Origin of the sequence: Mesorhizobium sp. M0587, from assembly GCF_040320945.1 — a bacterium.
GTDB lineage: Bacteria > Pseudomonadota > Alphaproteobacteria > Rhizobiales > Rhizobiaceae > Mesorhizobium.
The window spans coordinates 1-14,135 of record NZ_JAMYQP010000056.1; the positions used below are offsets into that span (position 1 = coordinate 1).

The following is a 14,135-nucleotide window of genomic DNA, read 5'->3' on the forward strand; positions in this document are numbered from 1 at the left end:
CGGCCAAAGCCGCATAACCAACCGAACCGCCCTGTACGGACCCGTATGCAAGGTGGTGTGGGAGGGGAGGAACCGCGAGGTTCCCCCCTATCCCGATTGCGAACTGCCCGATTGAAAACGGCGTGTTGTTTCGGCTTTAGCCGGCAACCACTCCGCGTGCTTTCAGCGCCGCTGGCATCTTGGCGGGCGCGAGGCCGGCTACGGTTGCCGCCGGCGGCCGATCATCTGCTGTTCAGCGACCAGAGCGTACCCGGCCCGTCGGGGTGTCTTTTTCGTCGTGCCTTTGACATGGCGAATTCCCCCAAAAAAAGTCAGGCGGAAAAGATCGCCGCCGCGAGCATCGGGGCGAGGCAATCCGGGGTCTTGCATCGCTGTCGTGAAGCCCTCCCGGCGAACCATCATCTACCAAAAAAGCCCGCAAATCCGCCCGATTCGACCGTTTCTCGCGCTTGCGGGCGCTTTTATAAGCTGCTGTTCATGCACTGAAATCGGCGGTTTGCACAGCCGGCCGCGGGCGTTGACAGATGAGGCCGCGTCATGCGTATTCGGAGGCCTTGGGGTACGTCATCGCGGGTGCTGTTCGGCGGGCGGGGGTTTTCTGAACAGCAGCATTGGCGGGGGCGCCGGACGAGCGGGCATTGCAGCCTGAGGCGGTGTGCCGCTCGCTCCTGGCGTATTTTTTCACTCGAAAAGCCATTCACCGGGTCGCTTGAGCCGTGCCTTTCCGCTCGGCATAAATGTCGCCGCTCGACCAGCCGCTCGTGTCTGACGCTTGCCAAAGCAGGCCAAACAAGTGGCACGAAATGCAGGCTGGCCGGATGCAACCGGGTCGGTGTGGTGTTTCACAGACGGCAAAAAGCCCTCGAAGGAGGATCCTTCGAGGGCTTTGAACCGCGATGCGAAGACGATCTTAAACCGAGTAGTACATATCGTACTCGACCGGATGCGGGGTCATTTCGAAGCGCATCACTTCGGCCATCTTCAGCTCGATATAGCTATCGATCTGATCGTCGTCGAAGACGCCGCCGGCTTTCAGGAAGCCGCGATCCTTGTCCAAGCTCTGGAGCGCTTCACGCAGCGAGCCGCAGACGGTCGGGATCTTCTTCAATTCCTTCGGCGGCAGGTCGTAGAGATCCTTGTCCATCGGCTGGCCGGGATGGATCTTGTTCTTGATGCCGTCGAGGCCGGCCATCAGCATGGCGGCGAAGGCCAGGTAAGGGTTCGCGCCCGGATCTGGGAAGCGGACCTCGACACGCTTGGATTTCGGCGACGAGCCGAATGGAATGCGGCAGGAAGCCGAACGATTGCGTGCCGAATAGGCGAGCAGCACCGGCGCTTCGTAGCCCGGCACCAGGCGCTTGTAGGAGTTGGTCAGCGGGTTGGTGAAGGCGTTGATCGCCTTGGCGTGCTTGATGATGCCGCCGATATAGAACAGGCAGCTTTCCGACAGGCCGGCATACTCATTTCCGGCAAAGGTCGGCTTGCCGGCCTTCCAGATCGACTGGTGGACGTGCATGCCCGAGCCGTTGTCGCCGAAGATCGGCTTCGGCATGAAGGTGGCCGTCTTGCCATAGGCGTTGGCCACCTGGTGCACGACATACTTGTAGATCAGCATCTTGTCGGCGTTGCGGACCAGCGTGTCGAACTTGATGCCGAGTTCGTGCTGGGCGGCGGCGACCTCGTGGTGATGCTTTTCGACGCGCACGCCCATTTCGGCGAGCACGGTCAGCATTTCGGAGCGCATGTCCTGCGCGGAATCGATCGGCGGCACCGGGAAATAGCCGCCCTTGATGCGCGGGCGATGGCCGAGATTGCCGGTTTCGTAATCGGTGTCGTCATTCGACGGCAGTTCCGTGGAGTCGAGCTTGAAGCCGGTATTGTAGGGATCAGCCTTGTACTTCACATCGTCGAAGACGAAGAACTCGGCTTCCGGACCGACATAGATGGTGTCGCCGATGCCTTCCGACTTCATGTAGGCCTCGGCCTTCTTGGCCGTGCCGCGCGGATCGCGGTTGTAGGATTCGCCCGAAACCGGATCGAGGATGTCGCACAGGATGACCATGGTCGACTGCGCAAAGAACGGGTCCATGTGGACCGTGTCCGGATCGGGCATCAACACCATGTCGGACTCGTTGATGGCTTTCCAGCCGGCAATCGAAGAGCCGTCGAACATGACGCCGTCGGCAAACATGTCTTCCTCGACTTCGATGACATCCATCGTCACGTGTTGCAGCTTGCCCTTCGGATCCGTGAAGCGCAGGTCGACGAATTTCACGTCGTTGTCCTTGATCTGCTTCATGATGTCTTTGGCTGTCGTCATGTCGTGTATCCCTGTGATGGTTTTTTTGATGATGACGTTTCGGAAGGAGGGCCGGCCGGATCAGACCGCGTCCATACCTGTCTCGCCGGTGCGGATGCGCACGACTTCCTCGATGTTGGAAACGAAGATCTTGCCGTCGCCGATACGGCCGGTCTGGGCCGCCTTGCGGATGGCCTCGATCGCCCCTTCCACCGCGTCGTCGCCAAGCACGACCTCTATCTTCACCTTGGGCAGGAAATCAACGACATATTCGGCGCCGCGATAGAGTTCGGTATGCCCCTTCTGGCGACCAAAACCTTTGGCCTCGGTGACGGTGATGCCTTGCAGTCCGGCCTCCTGAAGCGCTTCCTTCACTTCGTCCAGCTTGAATGGCTTGATGATCGCTTCGATCTTTTTCATGTAAAAAGTGGCCTCCACTGCCAAAAAAACGGGTTGTTGACCCCCCGCTTGCGCCTCCATCAAGCACGAATTGTGCCAAGTAGATGGATTTGAAGCGGTCTCATACGATTTCAAAGCCCTGCCGCGCCGGTATGCAAATTCGCGTCATTCGCTGCATCAGGCGCGTCATGGGCTGCTGGAGCCTACACAGCGCCTGCGCTTACGTCTGAACAAAATATAGGCATACCGCCCATTTTGCGGGCGCTTCTGCGCTTGCGGCGTCCCTCCAGACATGGCGGCACCCTGCGGCGGCAACTCCTCTCCGTTTGCGTCGAACCGAAAACTGGACAATGCTTGATCGAATGCGGATCGGCAATCCATGAGCGACGAACTTCTTACTTCCGCCGAGATGGGCGAGGCGGATCGGCTGACAATTGCCGCCGGCGCAATCGACGGCATCGGTCTGATGCGTCGCGCCGGTGAAGCCGTCGCGGCCGAGGTTCTCAGGCGCTATCCCACTGCAAAGCAGGTCCACGTGCTTTGCGGGCCCGGCAACAATGGCGGCGATGGCTATGTCGTCGCCCGCATCCTGGCCGATAGCGGCGTCGACACCATCCTCTGGGCATCCGGCCCGCCGAGGTCCGGAAGCGATGCGGCGTTCGCAGCTGCGGAATGTTCGATCGAACCGCGTCCGCTGTCGAAGTTCGATCCCGAGGCCGGGTCGATGGTGGTCGACGCGCTTTACGGGGCAGGGCTCTCCAAGCCACTGTCGGGCGATGCCGCGAAAGCCGTCGACCTTGCGGCCAGCTTGCATTTGCCGGTCGTCGCGATCGATCTGCCTTCCGGGGTCTCCGGAGACAGCGGCAAGGTGCTTGGAAAGGCATTTGTCGCCGACATCACCGTGACGTTTGCGCGCCAGAAACCCGGCCATCTGCTTTTGCCTGGTCGGGAACGATGCGGCGAGATCGTGCTTGCCGATATTGGCATTGGCGAGGACATCATTGCACGCCTTCAGCCTCGGGCGTTCGGAAACACGCCCGCACTCTGGCTGGCCGATTTTCCGATGCCGGCCACCGATGCACACAAATACAAGCGCGGCCATGTCGGCGTCTTTTCCGGCGGCCCGAGCGCCACCGGCGCGGCGCGGCTGTCGGCGCTTGCCGCGGCAAGGAGCGGGGCAGGGGCGGTAACAGTGCTGTCGCCCGCGAACGCGATGCAAGTCAACGCCGCTCATCTCACATCGATCATGCTGCGCAAGACCGACGATATCGAGGACATAAAGGCGTTTGTCGGAGCGCGCCGGCCGTCGGCCTTTGTTCTTGGGCCCGGCTTTGGTGTCGGTGAAAGAACGCGGGCCTTCGCGCTGACACTGCTCGCCCGTGGTCAGCCACAGGACGCCTCTGCCGGTGTTGACGGTCTGGTGTTCGACGCCGACGCGATCACATCCTTTCGCGAGGCACCGGACGTCATGTTCGAAGCCGCTCGCCAGCCGAACGCGCCTGCCCTTGTGATGACGCCGCACGAAGGCGAGTTCGCCAGGCTGTTTCCCGACATCGCCGAGGATGAAACCACATCAAAACTGGACAAGGCCCGCGCCGCGGCCACGCTTGCCAATGCCGTCATCGTCTACAAGGGCGCGGATACTGTGATCGCCGCTCCCGATGGCCGCGCGGCGATCAATTCCAACGGCATGCCGTGGCTTGCCACAGCCGGGTCGGGCGACGTGCTGTCCGGCATCATCGCCGGCCTGCTGGCGCAAGGCATGCCGGCGTTCGAAGCCGCCTGCGCGGCGGTCTGGATCCATGCCGAGGCGGGCAGCCGGTTCGGGCCGGGGCTGATCGCAGAGGATCTGCCGTTGGCGCTGGTGCCGGTTCTTCTTGATCTGGTCGCGACTCGCGGCCAGCGCTGAGCGGCCGCGACGTTCAGGTCACAGCGGAATGTTGTCGTGCTTCTTCCAGGGGTTCTGCATGTCCTTGTTGCGCAGCATCCGGAGCGCGCGGGCGATGCGGCGTCGGGTCGAGTGCGGCATGATCACCTCATCGACGTATCCGCGCTCCGCGGCGACGAAAGGCGACAGGAAGCGATCCTCGTAAGCCTTTGTATGAGCCGCGATTTTTTCGGCATCGCCGATGTCCTTGCGATAGATGATCTCGACCGCCCCCCTGGCGCCCATCACGGCGATCTGCGCCGTCGGCCAGGCATAGTTCATGTCGCCGCGTAGATGTTTCGACGCCATCACGTCATAGGCGCCCCCATAGGCCTTTCTGGTGATGACGGTGATCTTCGGCACGGTTGCCTCGGCATAGGCGAACAGAAGCTTCGCGCCATGTTTGATCAGCCCGCCATATTCCTGCGCCGTCCCCGGCAGGAAGCCTGGGACGTCGACGAAGGTGACGATCGGGATCGAGAAACAGTCGCAGAAGCGCACGAAGCGCGCGGCCTTGCGGCTGGCGTCCGAATCGAGCACGCCGGCCAGCACCATCGGCTGGTTGGCGACGAAGCCGACCGTGCGGCCCTCGACGCGCCCGAACCCGGTGACGATATTTTTGGCGAAACTCTGCTGGATCTCGAAGAAGTCGCCCTCGTCGGCAACTTTAATGATCAATTCCTTGATATCGTAGGGTTTGTTGGCATTGTCGGGGATCAGCCGGTCGAGCGACAAATCATGGTCGGCGACCGACTGATAGCATTCGATCTCGGGGATCTCCGATGTGTTGGAGGCGGGCAGCAGATCGACCAGCCGGCGCATCTGCAAAAGCGCCTCGACGTCATTGTCATAGGCGCCGTCGGCGATCGAGGATTTGGTCGTGTGGACGGAGGCGCCGCCGAGGCTCTCGGCTGTCACCGTCTCATTGGTGACGGTCTTCACCACATCCGGCCCGGTGACGAACATGTAGGATGTGTCCCGCACCATGAAGATGAAGTCGGTCATCGCAGGCGAATAAACGTCGCCGCCGGCGCAAGGCCCCATGATCACGGAAATCTGCGGAATGACGCCGGAGGCGAGCACATTGCGCTGAAAGATCTCGGCATAGCCGCCGAGCGCCGCCACACCCTCCTGGATGCGCGCTCCGCCGGCATCGTAGAGGCCGATGATCGGCGCGCGGTTGCGCAGCGCCATCTCCTGCACCTTGATGACTTTTTCGGCATGCGCCTCAGAGAGCGAACCGCCGAACACGGTAAAGTCCTTGGCGAAGAGATAGACCGGACGGCCGTTGACGGTACCCCAGCCGGTGACGACGCCATCGCCGGCGATCTTCGTCTTCTCCATGCCGAAGTCGGTCGAGCGGTGCTCGACATACATGTCGAACTCCTCGAAAGATCCTTCGTCGAGAAACACCTCGATGCGTTCGCGCGCGGTGAGTTTGCCCTTCTTGTGCTGGGCATCGATGCGGGCCTGTCCGCCGCCCATGCGGGCAATCTCGCGGCGGCGCTCGAGTTCCTTGAGTACATCCTTCATCGGTTACCTCCCAGGCCAGCGGCATCCGTGGTAATCGTGCCGGTAAGCGAGCGCAAGCGCCGCTTACGTCGTGGCATTTGTTGCGCTGCAACATGCCGCCCTTGCATTTCGGCGCGAACTAAGCCATATGCACGGCATAGGCGCTTGGGCCGGGAGCGAATCCGGCCTTCTCGATGAATGAGACTGGTTGCGTCTGTTTTCCCTCTTTCCTGCTGATCGGCACCGATTGGTTAGCAAGGTGGCGAAAAAGCCCCGTGGCATGACGCCTGCGGGCACGACAGCGCAGCCGCGCGGACGAAACCGTCCGCCGCCTTGTCGTTCCATAACAGTTTTCCGACGGCAGGTTGCGCCCTGCCGCCATTGATGTTTGCGGCCAGAGGCCGCGTGAAAGAAGAAATATTTTGACCAACGAAAACACTTTGCCCGGCAAGGACACTGGGGAACTCTCCGGTTTCGCGGCACTGGGAATTACGGGTGCGCTGCTCAAGGCCACCCATGCCGCCGGTTTCACCGACCCGAAGCCGATCCAGATGCAGGCCATCCCGCCACAGCTGGAAGGCCGTGACATATTCGGCATCGCACAGACCGGCTCCGGCAAGACCGCGGCCTTCGCGCTGCCGATCCTGTCGAAGATCATCGCGCTCGGTACCAAGCGGCGCGCCAAGACGGCTCGCGCGCTCATTCTTGCGCCGACACGCGAACTTGCCGTGCAGATCGAGGACACCATCAAGATCCTCGCCAAGGGCGCACATGTTTCGACGGCACTCGTGCTGGGCGGCGTTTCGCGTTTCAGCCAGGTGAAGAAGGTTGCTCCCGGGGTCGACATCCTGATTGCCACCCCCGGCCGGTTGACCGACCTGGTGCGTGAGGGCGACCTCATTCTCTCCGACACCAAATGGCTGGTGCTGGACGAGGGCGACCGCATGCTCGACATGGGCTTCATCAACGACGTCAAGCGCATCGCCAAGGCGACCGCGCCCGACCGCCAGACGGCGCTGTTTTCGGCCACCATGCCGGACGAGATCGCCGAACTCGCCAAGGGCCTCTTGAAGAACCCCGTTCGTGTCGAGGTCTCGCCGCAAAGCACGGCAGCGGTCGAGATCGTGCAGGGCGTCGTTTTCGCCCGCACCAAGCAGAAGCGCCAGGTGCTGTCGACGATGCTCGCCGACGAGGCGATGAAGTCCGTCATCATCTTTTCGCGCACCAAGCATGGTGCCGACCGGGTGACCAAGGATCTTGAGCGCGACGGCTTCAAGGCCGCCGTCATCCACGGCAACAAGTCGCAGAACGCCCGTCAGAAGGCGCTGAACGACTTTCGCGATGGATCGGTGCGCATCCTGGTCGCGACCGACATTGCAGCGCGCGGCATCGACGTTCCCGGCATCAGCCATGTCGTGAATTTCGACCTGCCGGACGAAGCCGAAAGCTATGTCCACCGCATCGGCCGCACCGGCCGCAACGGCATGGACGGCATCGCCATCACGCTTTGCGATCCTTCGGAAAACAGCAAGCTGCGCCAGGTCGAGCGCATCATCCGCACCAAGCTGCCGATCGTTGCCGACCATCTCGGCAGCCCCGATCCGCAGCGCAATCCGGCTGAAAAGAACGAGCGCTTCGAACCGGCCAATGATCGCAACGACCGCAATGGCCGTCGCGACGGCAGGCGGCCCGGTGGCGAGAACAAGGGCAACGGCTTCGGTAAGAAGCGCTTCGGCGACAAGCCGGCCTTCGCCGGCGAACGCAAGCCGGAGGGCGCCAAGCCCTTCAAGGGCAACAACAAGCGCCGCTTCGGCGGCAAGCGCCCCGCGGCGCGCGCTGCTTAAGTCTCATAGCGCGCATCGGCCCGGCCGTGAGGCCTTGGCTTGTGACTGACAAACAAAGGGCGACCGCAGCAATCCTGCGGTCGCCCTTTGCGTTTGATACCGGGCTTACTTGACCACGGCCTCGATCCAGACGCCGATCCTTTGCACCAGAAAGGCCGTCGTCGACGGTGACAGGGCGTCGCCGGCAATCACATGATCGTCGGGATCGCCGGTGTCGTCGACCGGCACCAGTTCGTGCGGCGCGCCCCAACGGCCGGCGATTTCACGGATGCGGTCGGGCCGTACCACCTTGTCCGAATCCGAAAAGATGAACAGTGCAGGGATGTCAGCCTTCTCCACTGGCGCGCCGTAGGCGAGCTCGGTCAGAGCCTGCATCGGCTGCGTCGCGGCGATCGGATATTTGGTGGTCCAGAATTTCTCGTGCAGCGCGTTTCGCGGCACGTAGCTGCGTTCCTTACCGGCGACGAGTTCGGCGATCTGTTTGCCCCATGGCATGGTCAGGATCTCGGCGCCGGAGGCCTTGACGCCGAAATTGGGTGAGATGAATGCGATCGCCGCCACCCCGTCCGACGCGCCTGGCTGCGTTGCCGCCCAAGCCGCCAGCGAGCCGCCGGTCGAGGTCGAGATGACGATCACCTTGTCCCCGATCGCCCGGCCGATGGCGAGCGCCTCCTCATAGTCGTTGATCCAGGCATTGACGCTGGCTTGCGTCATCGCCGCTCCGTCCTGCCCGTGGCCGGTCAAGCGGGTGTAGAAGAGATTGGCGTCGAGCTGGTCGGCCACCTCGTCGGCCAACGGCCTGACCTCGCCCTTCGACGCGGAGAAGCCGTGGACATAGACGATCGACAGCGGCGTCCTGGCATGCACCATCGGATTGGCCCAGACGATCTCCTTCTCCAGCCCGTCACGGATGCCGGGTACGGCGGCCTCCACCTTTGCCACATAGGCCTGCGGATCGTCACCGATGACGGACGGGTCGAAACGGATATTTGTATCGACGGGAACGCGAGGGCCAAGCACGAAAACCAGTGCGAGGATGGCGACGAGGCCCAGCACAGCAAGCACGATTCGTCGCCCCATTGCAGACCTCACGCAAAGAATGTCTCAACCCATGATGGCGGCCGCAAGCAGGCAACGCCCGGCCATCGCGCCGATTTCCGCCAAACCAGTGGACTGTGTTTATTCGCTCGGCGGCTTGCGGTCGTAATTCAGCGGCCGTGCCTTCCAGCTCGTCATCATGCTGATCACCGATCGGCATAAAGGCCTCGGCAGCAGGCTGAGCAGTTTCAGTGGCCAACTCGTCCGATACGGGAAAGTGACCTCGAAGCCGCCGGACTTGATGCCCCGCGCCATCCGGCGCGTCGCCCGGCTGACCGGCATCAGCCCAGGCATCGGCAGCATGTTCTTTTCGGTCAGTGGCGTGTCGATGAAGCCCGGATTGATCACCTGGATGCGCACATTCATCTTGTCGAAATCGTATTTCAGCGACTCGGCCAGGATGTTGATCGCCGCCTTGGTGCCGCCATAGGCGGCCGTGGTCGGCCAGCCGAAATAGGCGGTGACCGAGCCGACCAGAACGATATGGCCGCGCGCCCTGACACGCATGTGCTCGAGGACCGGCACCAGCCCATTGATGATACCGAAATAGTTGACCTCGAAAGACCGGCGAAAGTCGTTGACGACGAGGGCTTCGCCCGGCGTCGAGATGTAATTTCCGGCATTGAAGACAGCCAGCACGATGGGGCCGAGTTCCTTCTCGATAGCGGCGACCGTTCTTGCCATGCGCGGCTCGTCGGTGACGTCGCAGGGAAAGGCCGTGACGCTGCCCGGCATCTGGGCCGTCTCGACGAGAAGCGTGTCGATCGGGTCGTTGTCGAGCGCCGTCACCGCCACGGCATAGCCTTGGGACGCAAGATCCCTGGCCAGCGAGCGGCCGATGCCGCTGCTGCCGCCCGTGATCCAGGCGACGCCGTGCTTGGGGTCGGCCCGGTAAAGTGTCATGCTGCGCCCCGTCGAGTTGTTGGTGTCCTGCTCTAGCGGTGAAGAAATCGAATGAAAAGAGTGCTTTTCGGCCGCGGGTGCAAATGAACCGTGCGATATCGATCCGTTTTCGCCGGCGTCCACGCACCGCAGTGCTGGAATGCGACTGGACCAGACGAATTCTTGCCTTGAAACCGAAGCTTCGGGTTTCTAGGGTTTCGCCGCACGCACACAAGGAATCTTGAATGCCCCGTTCTGTGATCGACGCGATCGGCAACACGCCTCTGATCCGCCTCAACAAAGCATCCGAAGCAACCGGCTGCGAGATTCTGGGCAAAGCCGAGTTCATGAATCCGGGACAGTCGGTCAAGGATCGCGCCGGCCTGTTCATCATCCGCGACGCCGAGCAGCGCGGCCTGTTGGCGCCTGGTGGGGTCATCGTCGAGGGAACGGCCGGCAACACGGGCATTGGGCTGACGCTGGTTGCCAAGGCGCTCGGCTATCGCACCGTCATCGTCATTCCGGACACGCAGAGCCAGGAAAAGAAGGACACGATCCGGCTGCTCGGCGCCGAGCTGATCGAAGTGCCGGCCGTGCCCTACAAGAATCCGAACAACTACGTGAAACTGTCGGGACGGCTGGCCGCGCAGATGGCCAAGACCGAACCGAACGGCGCCATCTGGGCCAACCAGTTCGACAATGTCGCCAACCGCGACGGGCATATCCGCACCACGGCGCAGGAGATCTGGGTCCAGACCGGCGGCAAGGTCGATGGTTTTGTCTCGGCTGTCGGCTCCGGCGGCACGCTCGCCGGTGTCGCTTACGGGCTGAAGGCAAAGAGCAAGGACGTCAAGATCGCGCTCGCCGACCCGCTCGGCGCCGCGCTCTACAGTTTCTACACCAGCGGTGAATTGAAGTCCGAGGGCAGCTCGATCACCGAAGGCATTGGGCAGGGTCGCATCACCGCCAATCTCGATGGCTTCGCGCCGGATTTTTCGTTCCAGATTCCGGATGAAGATGCGCTTCCGATCGTCTTCGACCTGATCCAGGAAGAAGGCCTGTGCGTCGGCGGCTCGACCGGCATCAACATCGCCGGGGCGATCCGGCTTGCCAGTGAATTGGGCCCCGGCCACACCATCGTGACCATGCTTTGCGACTACGGCACGCGCTACCAGTCGAAGCTGTTCAACCCGGAATTCCTGCGTGAGAAGAAACTGCCGGTGCCAGGCTGGATGGAGCTGAAGAGCAGGATTTCGGTGCCGTTCGAAAAGGTCGCGTGATGGCGCACAAAACGCAATCGCTGTTTCGCGACGACGCCTATCTGCGCACGACGAACGCGGCGGTGATCGCCATCAATGACCGCGGCATTATCCTCGACCGGACGATCTTCTACGCCACCTCGGGCGGCCAACCGGGCGATACCGGCTATCTCGAACGTGCCGATGGCAGCCGCGTCGCCATAGCCGCCACCATCTCGGGTGAAACCAAGGACGAGATCATCCATGTGCCGGCGCCGGAGCAGGCCGCGCTCGAGCCAGGTGAGCGTCTGAGCCTGGCGATCGACTGGGAGCGGCGGCACCTTTTGATGCGCATGCATGCGGCTTGCCACCTGCTGACCGTCGTCTGCCCGTTCCCGATCACGGGTGCGGCGGTTTCCGAAGACGACAGCCGCGTTGATTTCGACATGCCCGACGCCAGCTTCAGCAAGGAAGAGGTGACGGCTGGCCTGATGGATCTGGTGCGAGCCGATCACCCGATCTTCACCAGACTGATCAGCGACGAGGACCTGGCCGACAATCCTGGCCTGGTGAAGTCCAAGAATGTCCGGCCGCCGGTCGGCACAGGCAGCATCCGCCTGGTCTGCATTGGCGACAATGCTTCGGTGGACAGCCAGCCTTGCGGCGGTACGCATGTCAGAAGCACCGGCGAGATCGGGGAAATCCATATCGGTAAGATCGAGAAGAAGGGTCGTGAAAACAGGCGCTTCCGGATACGCTTCGGCCCGATGCCGGCGATCTGACGCGCAAGTCTTCGACCAGCGAACAGGAGAAGAAATGGCCCAGGACAGTCCTTTCACCGTCGACGCGGATTGGCTGCAGCAGCGCTTGGGCGAGCCGGGGCTGACGATCATCGATGCGTCCTGGTACCTGCCGGCCCAAAAACGCGATGCGCGCGCCGAATATGACGCCGCGCACATTCCGGGCGCCCGCTTCCTCGATCAGGATGCCGTCTCCGATCCGGACGCCGCTTTGCCGCATACGCTGCCGTCGCCGCAGCATTTCGCGCAATATGTCGGTGCGATGGGCGTTACGGCAGATGATACGATCGTCGTCTATGACGGTCCGGGCTTCTTCTCGGCGCCCCGGGCATGGTGGATGTTCCGGGTGATGGGCGTTTTCCAGACCTATATCCTGGACGGCGGCTTTGATGGCTGGAAAGCGGCTGGCCGGCCGGTGACGGCCGAGCCGACGAAGATAGCGCCAAGTGTGTTCTATGCCGATTTCGACGCCAGTCGCGTCGCCGGCCTCGCCGATATGCGCCGGATCGTCGACACCGGGGAAAGCCAGATCGCCGATGCCCGTGGACCGGGCCGCTTTACGGGCACGGAGCCCGAACCTCGTGCGGGTATCCGCTCCGGCCACATGCCGGGCGCGCGCAATCTCCCGTATTCGGCATTGTCGGAAAACGGTGTGCTGTTGCCGAAGGACCGGCTGCGCAAGGTGATCGAAGGCGCCGGCATCGATCTGTCGAAGCCTGTCATCACCTCTTGCGGCTCTGGTGTCACGGCTGCCGTGGTCACCCTGGCATTGGAGACGCTTGGCCACACCGACAACAGGCTTTACGACGGCTCATGGACCGAATGGGGCGGGCTCTCCGACACGCCCGTAGTGACCGGTCCCGCTGCGACCGGCAAGGAATGACAACGATGGAAAACGGCGCGCTGCAGGACATCGAGGTCACGGTGACGTTTCTCGAAATGCATGCCCCGCCGGCCGCCTCGCCACCGATGCCTTACAACCGGCAGGTCGCACTGTTGAAGACCAAGGATATTCCATTGCATTTTTACCGCTACCTGATGGATCGGGTGGGGCGCAAATGGCATTGGGTCAATGTGCTGAGGCTGAGTGACGACGAGCTTTCGGCCGGCATCCACCGTGAGGATCGCGACATCAGGGTGCTCTATCTCGACGGCGCACCGGCGGGGTTTTTCGATCTCAAGCCGCATTTGCCCGAGGAGGTGGAACTGGCCTATTTCGGCATGATGGAGCATGCCACAGGGCAAGGTCTGGGCCGTTGGTTCCTCGGTTCCGCGATCTCTGCCGCGTGGTCGTACGGGCCAAAACGGGTGACGGTGCAGACTTGCACGCTCGATCACCCGGCGGCTTTGCCGCTCTATCAAAAGCTTGGGTTCGCGCCGGTCGCGCAGAAGAAGGAAGTCGTACACCCGCTGCCTTTCGCCGAGCGTTCGGCGAGCGTCATGCGGCCGTGACGCAGGCTCGGACCTGAACCGATCACTGACATCCTTGGCAGGAATCGGGTGGGAAGACCGGCTGTGGGGGCACATAATTTCCGGGTCAACGACGCCGGAGATTTTCGCCATGACCGTTCAATTCAAAGCCTTGCCGACCGAAAATGTGAGAGCCCTGCAGCGCGGTAACCCTGACGCTTACGGTCGCACCCCGGAGCGACAGATTTCCGACGGCGATGGCATGCCTTGTCGGCACTGCTTGAAGAACATTGCCGCGGGTGACGCCTATCTCATTGTGGCCTACCGGCCATTTCCGGACCTTCAGCCCTACGCCGAAACCGGGCCGATCTTTTTGCATGCGAAAGAATGCGCTCGTGCCGCGGAGAACGGGGAACTCCCCGAGATTCTCGAAAGCCCCGACTACATCGTGCGCGGCTATGGCAGGGATAATCGCATTGTCTACGGCAGCGGCGGCGTCATTCCCACCGGAGCAATTGTTGCACGGGCCGAGAGTCTGTTCGAACGCGACGATATTGCCTATGCCCATGTCCGCTCGGCACGCAACAATTGCTTTCAGTGCCGCATCGAGCGTGCTTGAGGCGCGGAGTTTGCGCGCCGAAACTCTGTCGCACTCCCGTCGCATAGTTGCGGTAGGAAGGGATCGTCGATCGATTGGCCGACCGCGGATGAACCGGCGGCAAATCT

The 14,135-nt window shown here is 62.2% G+C and carries 12 protein-coding genes; 7 read left to right on the forward strand and 5 right to left on the reverse strand.

From position 1 onward, the window contains the following. Positions 1–910: 910 nt before the first annotated feature. Complete coding sequence (gene glnA, locus NKI49_RS30390; RefSeq protein WP_027026984.1) at positions 911–2,320, reverse strand: type I glutamate--ammonia ligase; 1,410 nt, start codon at positions 2,318–2,320, stop codon at positions 911–913. Positions 2,321–2,380: 60 nt separating this feature from the next. Beyond that, the gene (locus NKI49_RS30395) at positions 2,381–2,719 is read right to left on the reverse strand and encodes a P-II family nitrogen regulator (RefSeq protein ID WP_006205430.1); all 339 of its coding nucleotides are present in this window, start codon (positions 2,717–2,719) and stop codon (positions 2,381–2,383) included. A gap of 358 nt (positions 2,720–3,077) precedes the next feature. Between NKI49_RS30395 and NKI49_RS30400 the strand changes: the two genes are divergently transcribed. Beyond that, positions 3,078–4,607: an NAD(P)H-hydrate dehydratase gene (locus tag NKI49_RS30400; RefSeq protein WP_352604463.1), complete on the forward strand. Its 1,530-nt coding sequence runs from the start codon at positions 3,078–3,080 to the stop codon at positions 4,605–4,607. Positions 4,608–4,625: 18 nt separating this feature from the next. Here NKI49_RS30400 and NKI49_RS30405 read toward each other — a convergent pair whose 3' ends face one another. After that, complete coding sequence (locus tag NKI49_RS30405; RefSeq protein ID WP_352604461.1) at positions 4,626–6,158, reverse strand: acyl-CoA carboxylase subunit beta; 1,533 nt, start codon at positions 6,156–6,158, stop codon at positions 4,626–4,628. A 401-nt stretch (positions 6,159–6,559) separates the two neighbouring features. Between NKI49_RS30405 and NKI49_RS30410 the strand changes: the two genes are divergently transcribed. Beyond that, on the forward strand, positions 6,560–7,981 hold the full coding sequence (locus tag NKI49_RS30410; protein ID WP_027026987.1) for a DEAD/DEAH box helicase: 1,422 nt from the start codon (positions 6,560–6,562) through the stop codon (positions 7,979–7,981). 105 nt (positions 7,982–8,086) lie between these two features. On the opposite strand, the gene NKI49_RS30415 is transcribed toward NKI49_RS30410, so the two are convergent. Beyond that, entirely contained in the window at positions 8,087–9,061 is a 975-nt protein-coding gene (locus tag NKI49_RS30415) for an alpha/beta hydrolase (protein ID WP_352604459.1), read from the reverse strand. 99 nt (positions 9,062–9,160) lie between these two features. Then, positions 9,161–9,982, reverse strand: coding sequence for an SDR family oxidoreductase (locus NKI49_RS30420; RefSeq protein ID WP_352604457.1), 822 nt, complete (start codon positions 9,980–9,982; stop codon positions 9,161–9,163). Between the two features lie 224 nt (positions 9,983–10,206). Between NKI49_RS30420 and NKI49_RS30425 the strand changes: the two genes are divergently transcribed. The 5 genes from NKI49_RS30425 to NKI49_RS30445 all read left to right on the forward strand — a co-directional run bounded on the left by NKI49_RS30425 (position 10,207) and on the right by NKI49_RS30445 (position 14,028). Next, the gene (locus NKI49_RS30425; RefSeq protein WP_352604455.1) at positions 10,207–11,241 is read left to right on the forward strand and encodes a cysteine synthase A; all 1,035 of its coding nucleotides are present in this window, start codon (positions 10,207–10,209) and stop codon (positions 11,239–11,241) included. Next, on the forward strand, positions 11,241–11,981 hold the full coding sequence (locus tag NKI49_RS30430; RefSeq protein WP_352604453.1) for an alanyl-tRNA editing protein: 741 nt from the start codon (positions 11,241–11,243) through the stop codon (positions 11,979–11,981). The genes NKI49_RS30425 and NKI49_RS30430 overlap by 1 nt, the downstream gene beginning before the upstream one ends. Before the next feature lie 34 nt (positions 11,982–12,015). Then, positions 12,016–12,882, forward strand: coding sequence for a 3-mercaptopyruvate sulfurtransferase (gene sseA / locus NKI49_RS30435; protein ID WP_352604451.1), 867 nt, complete (start codon positions 12,016–12,018; stop codon positions 12,880–12,882). Positions 12,883–12,887: 5 nt separating this feature from the next. Next, positions 12,888–13,451 (forward strand): GNAT family N-acetyltransferase, encoded by a 564-nt coding sequence (locus NKI49_RS30440; RefSeq protein ID WP_352604449.1) that lies wholly within the window; start codon positions 12,888–12,890, stop codon positions 13,449–13,451. Between the two features lie 109 nt (positions 13,452–13,560). After that, positions 13,561–14,028, forward strand: coding sequence for a DUF1203 domain-containing protein (locus tag NKI49_RS30445; RefSeq protein ID WP_352604447.1), 468 nt, complete (start codon positions 13,561–13,563; stop codon positions 14,026–14,028). Positions 14,029–14,135: the final 107 nt, after the last annotated feature.

What these genes read in the sequence shown, in the direction of transcription:
- NKI49_RS30415 (WP_352604459.1), bottom strand. Translation starts at nt 9,061, where the DNA reads ATGGGGCGACGAATCGTGCTTGCTGTGCTGGGCCTCGTCGCCATCCTC.
- NKI49_RS30430 (WP_352604453.1), top strand. Translation starts at nt 11,241, where the DNA reads ATGGCGCACAAAACGCAATCGCTGTTTCGCGACGACGCCTATCTGCGC.
- NKI49_RS30445 (WP_352604447.1), top strand. Translation starts at nt 13,561, where the DNA reads ATGACCGTTCAATTCAAAGCCTTGCCGACCGAAAATGTGAGAGCCCTG.
- NKI49_RS30425 (WP_352604455.1), top strand. Translation starts at nt 10,207, where the DNA reads ATGCCCCGTTCTGTGATCGACGCGATCGGCAACACGCCTCTGATCCGC.
- NKI49_RS30440 (WP_352604449.1), top strand. Translation starts at nt 12,888, where the DNA reads ATGGAAAACGGCGCGCTGCAGGACATCGAGGTCACGGTGACGTTTCTC.
- NKI49_RS30400 (WP_352604463.1), top strand. Translation starts at nt 3,078, where the DNA reads ATGAGCGACGAACTTCTTACTTCCGCCGAGATGGGCGAGGCGGATCGG.
- glnA (WP_027026984.1), bottom strand. Translation starts at nt 2,320, where the DNA reads ATGACGACAGCCAAAGACATCATGAAGCAGATCAAGGACAACGACGTG.
- NKI49_RS30420 (WP_352604457.1), bottom strand. Translation starts at nt 9,982, where the DNA reads ATGACACTTTACCGGGCCGACCCCAAGCACGGCGTCGCCTGGATCACG.
- sseA (WP_352604451.1), top strand. Translation starts at nt 12,016, where the DNA reads ATGGCCCAGGACAGTCCTTTCACCGTCGACGCGGATTGGCTGCAGCAG.
- NKI49_RS30395 (WP_006205430.1), bottom strand. Translation starts at nt 2,719, where the DNA reads ATGAAAAAGATCGAAGCGATCATCAAGCCATTCAAGCTGGACGAAGTG.
- NKI49_RS30405 (WP_352604461.1), bottom strand. Translation starts at nt 6,158, where the DNA reads ATGAAGGATGTACTCAAGGAACTCGAGCGCCGCCGCGAGATTGCCCGC.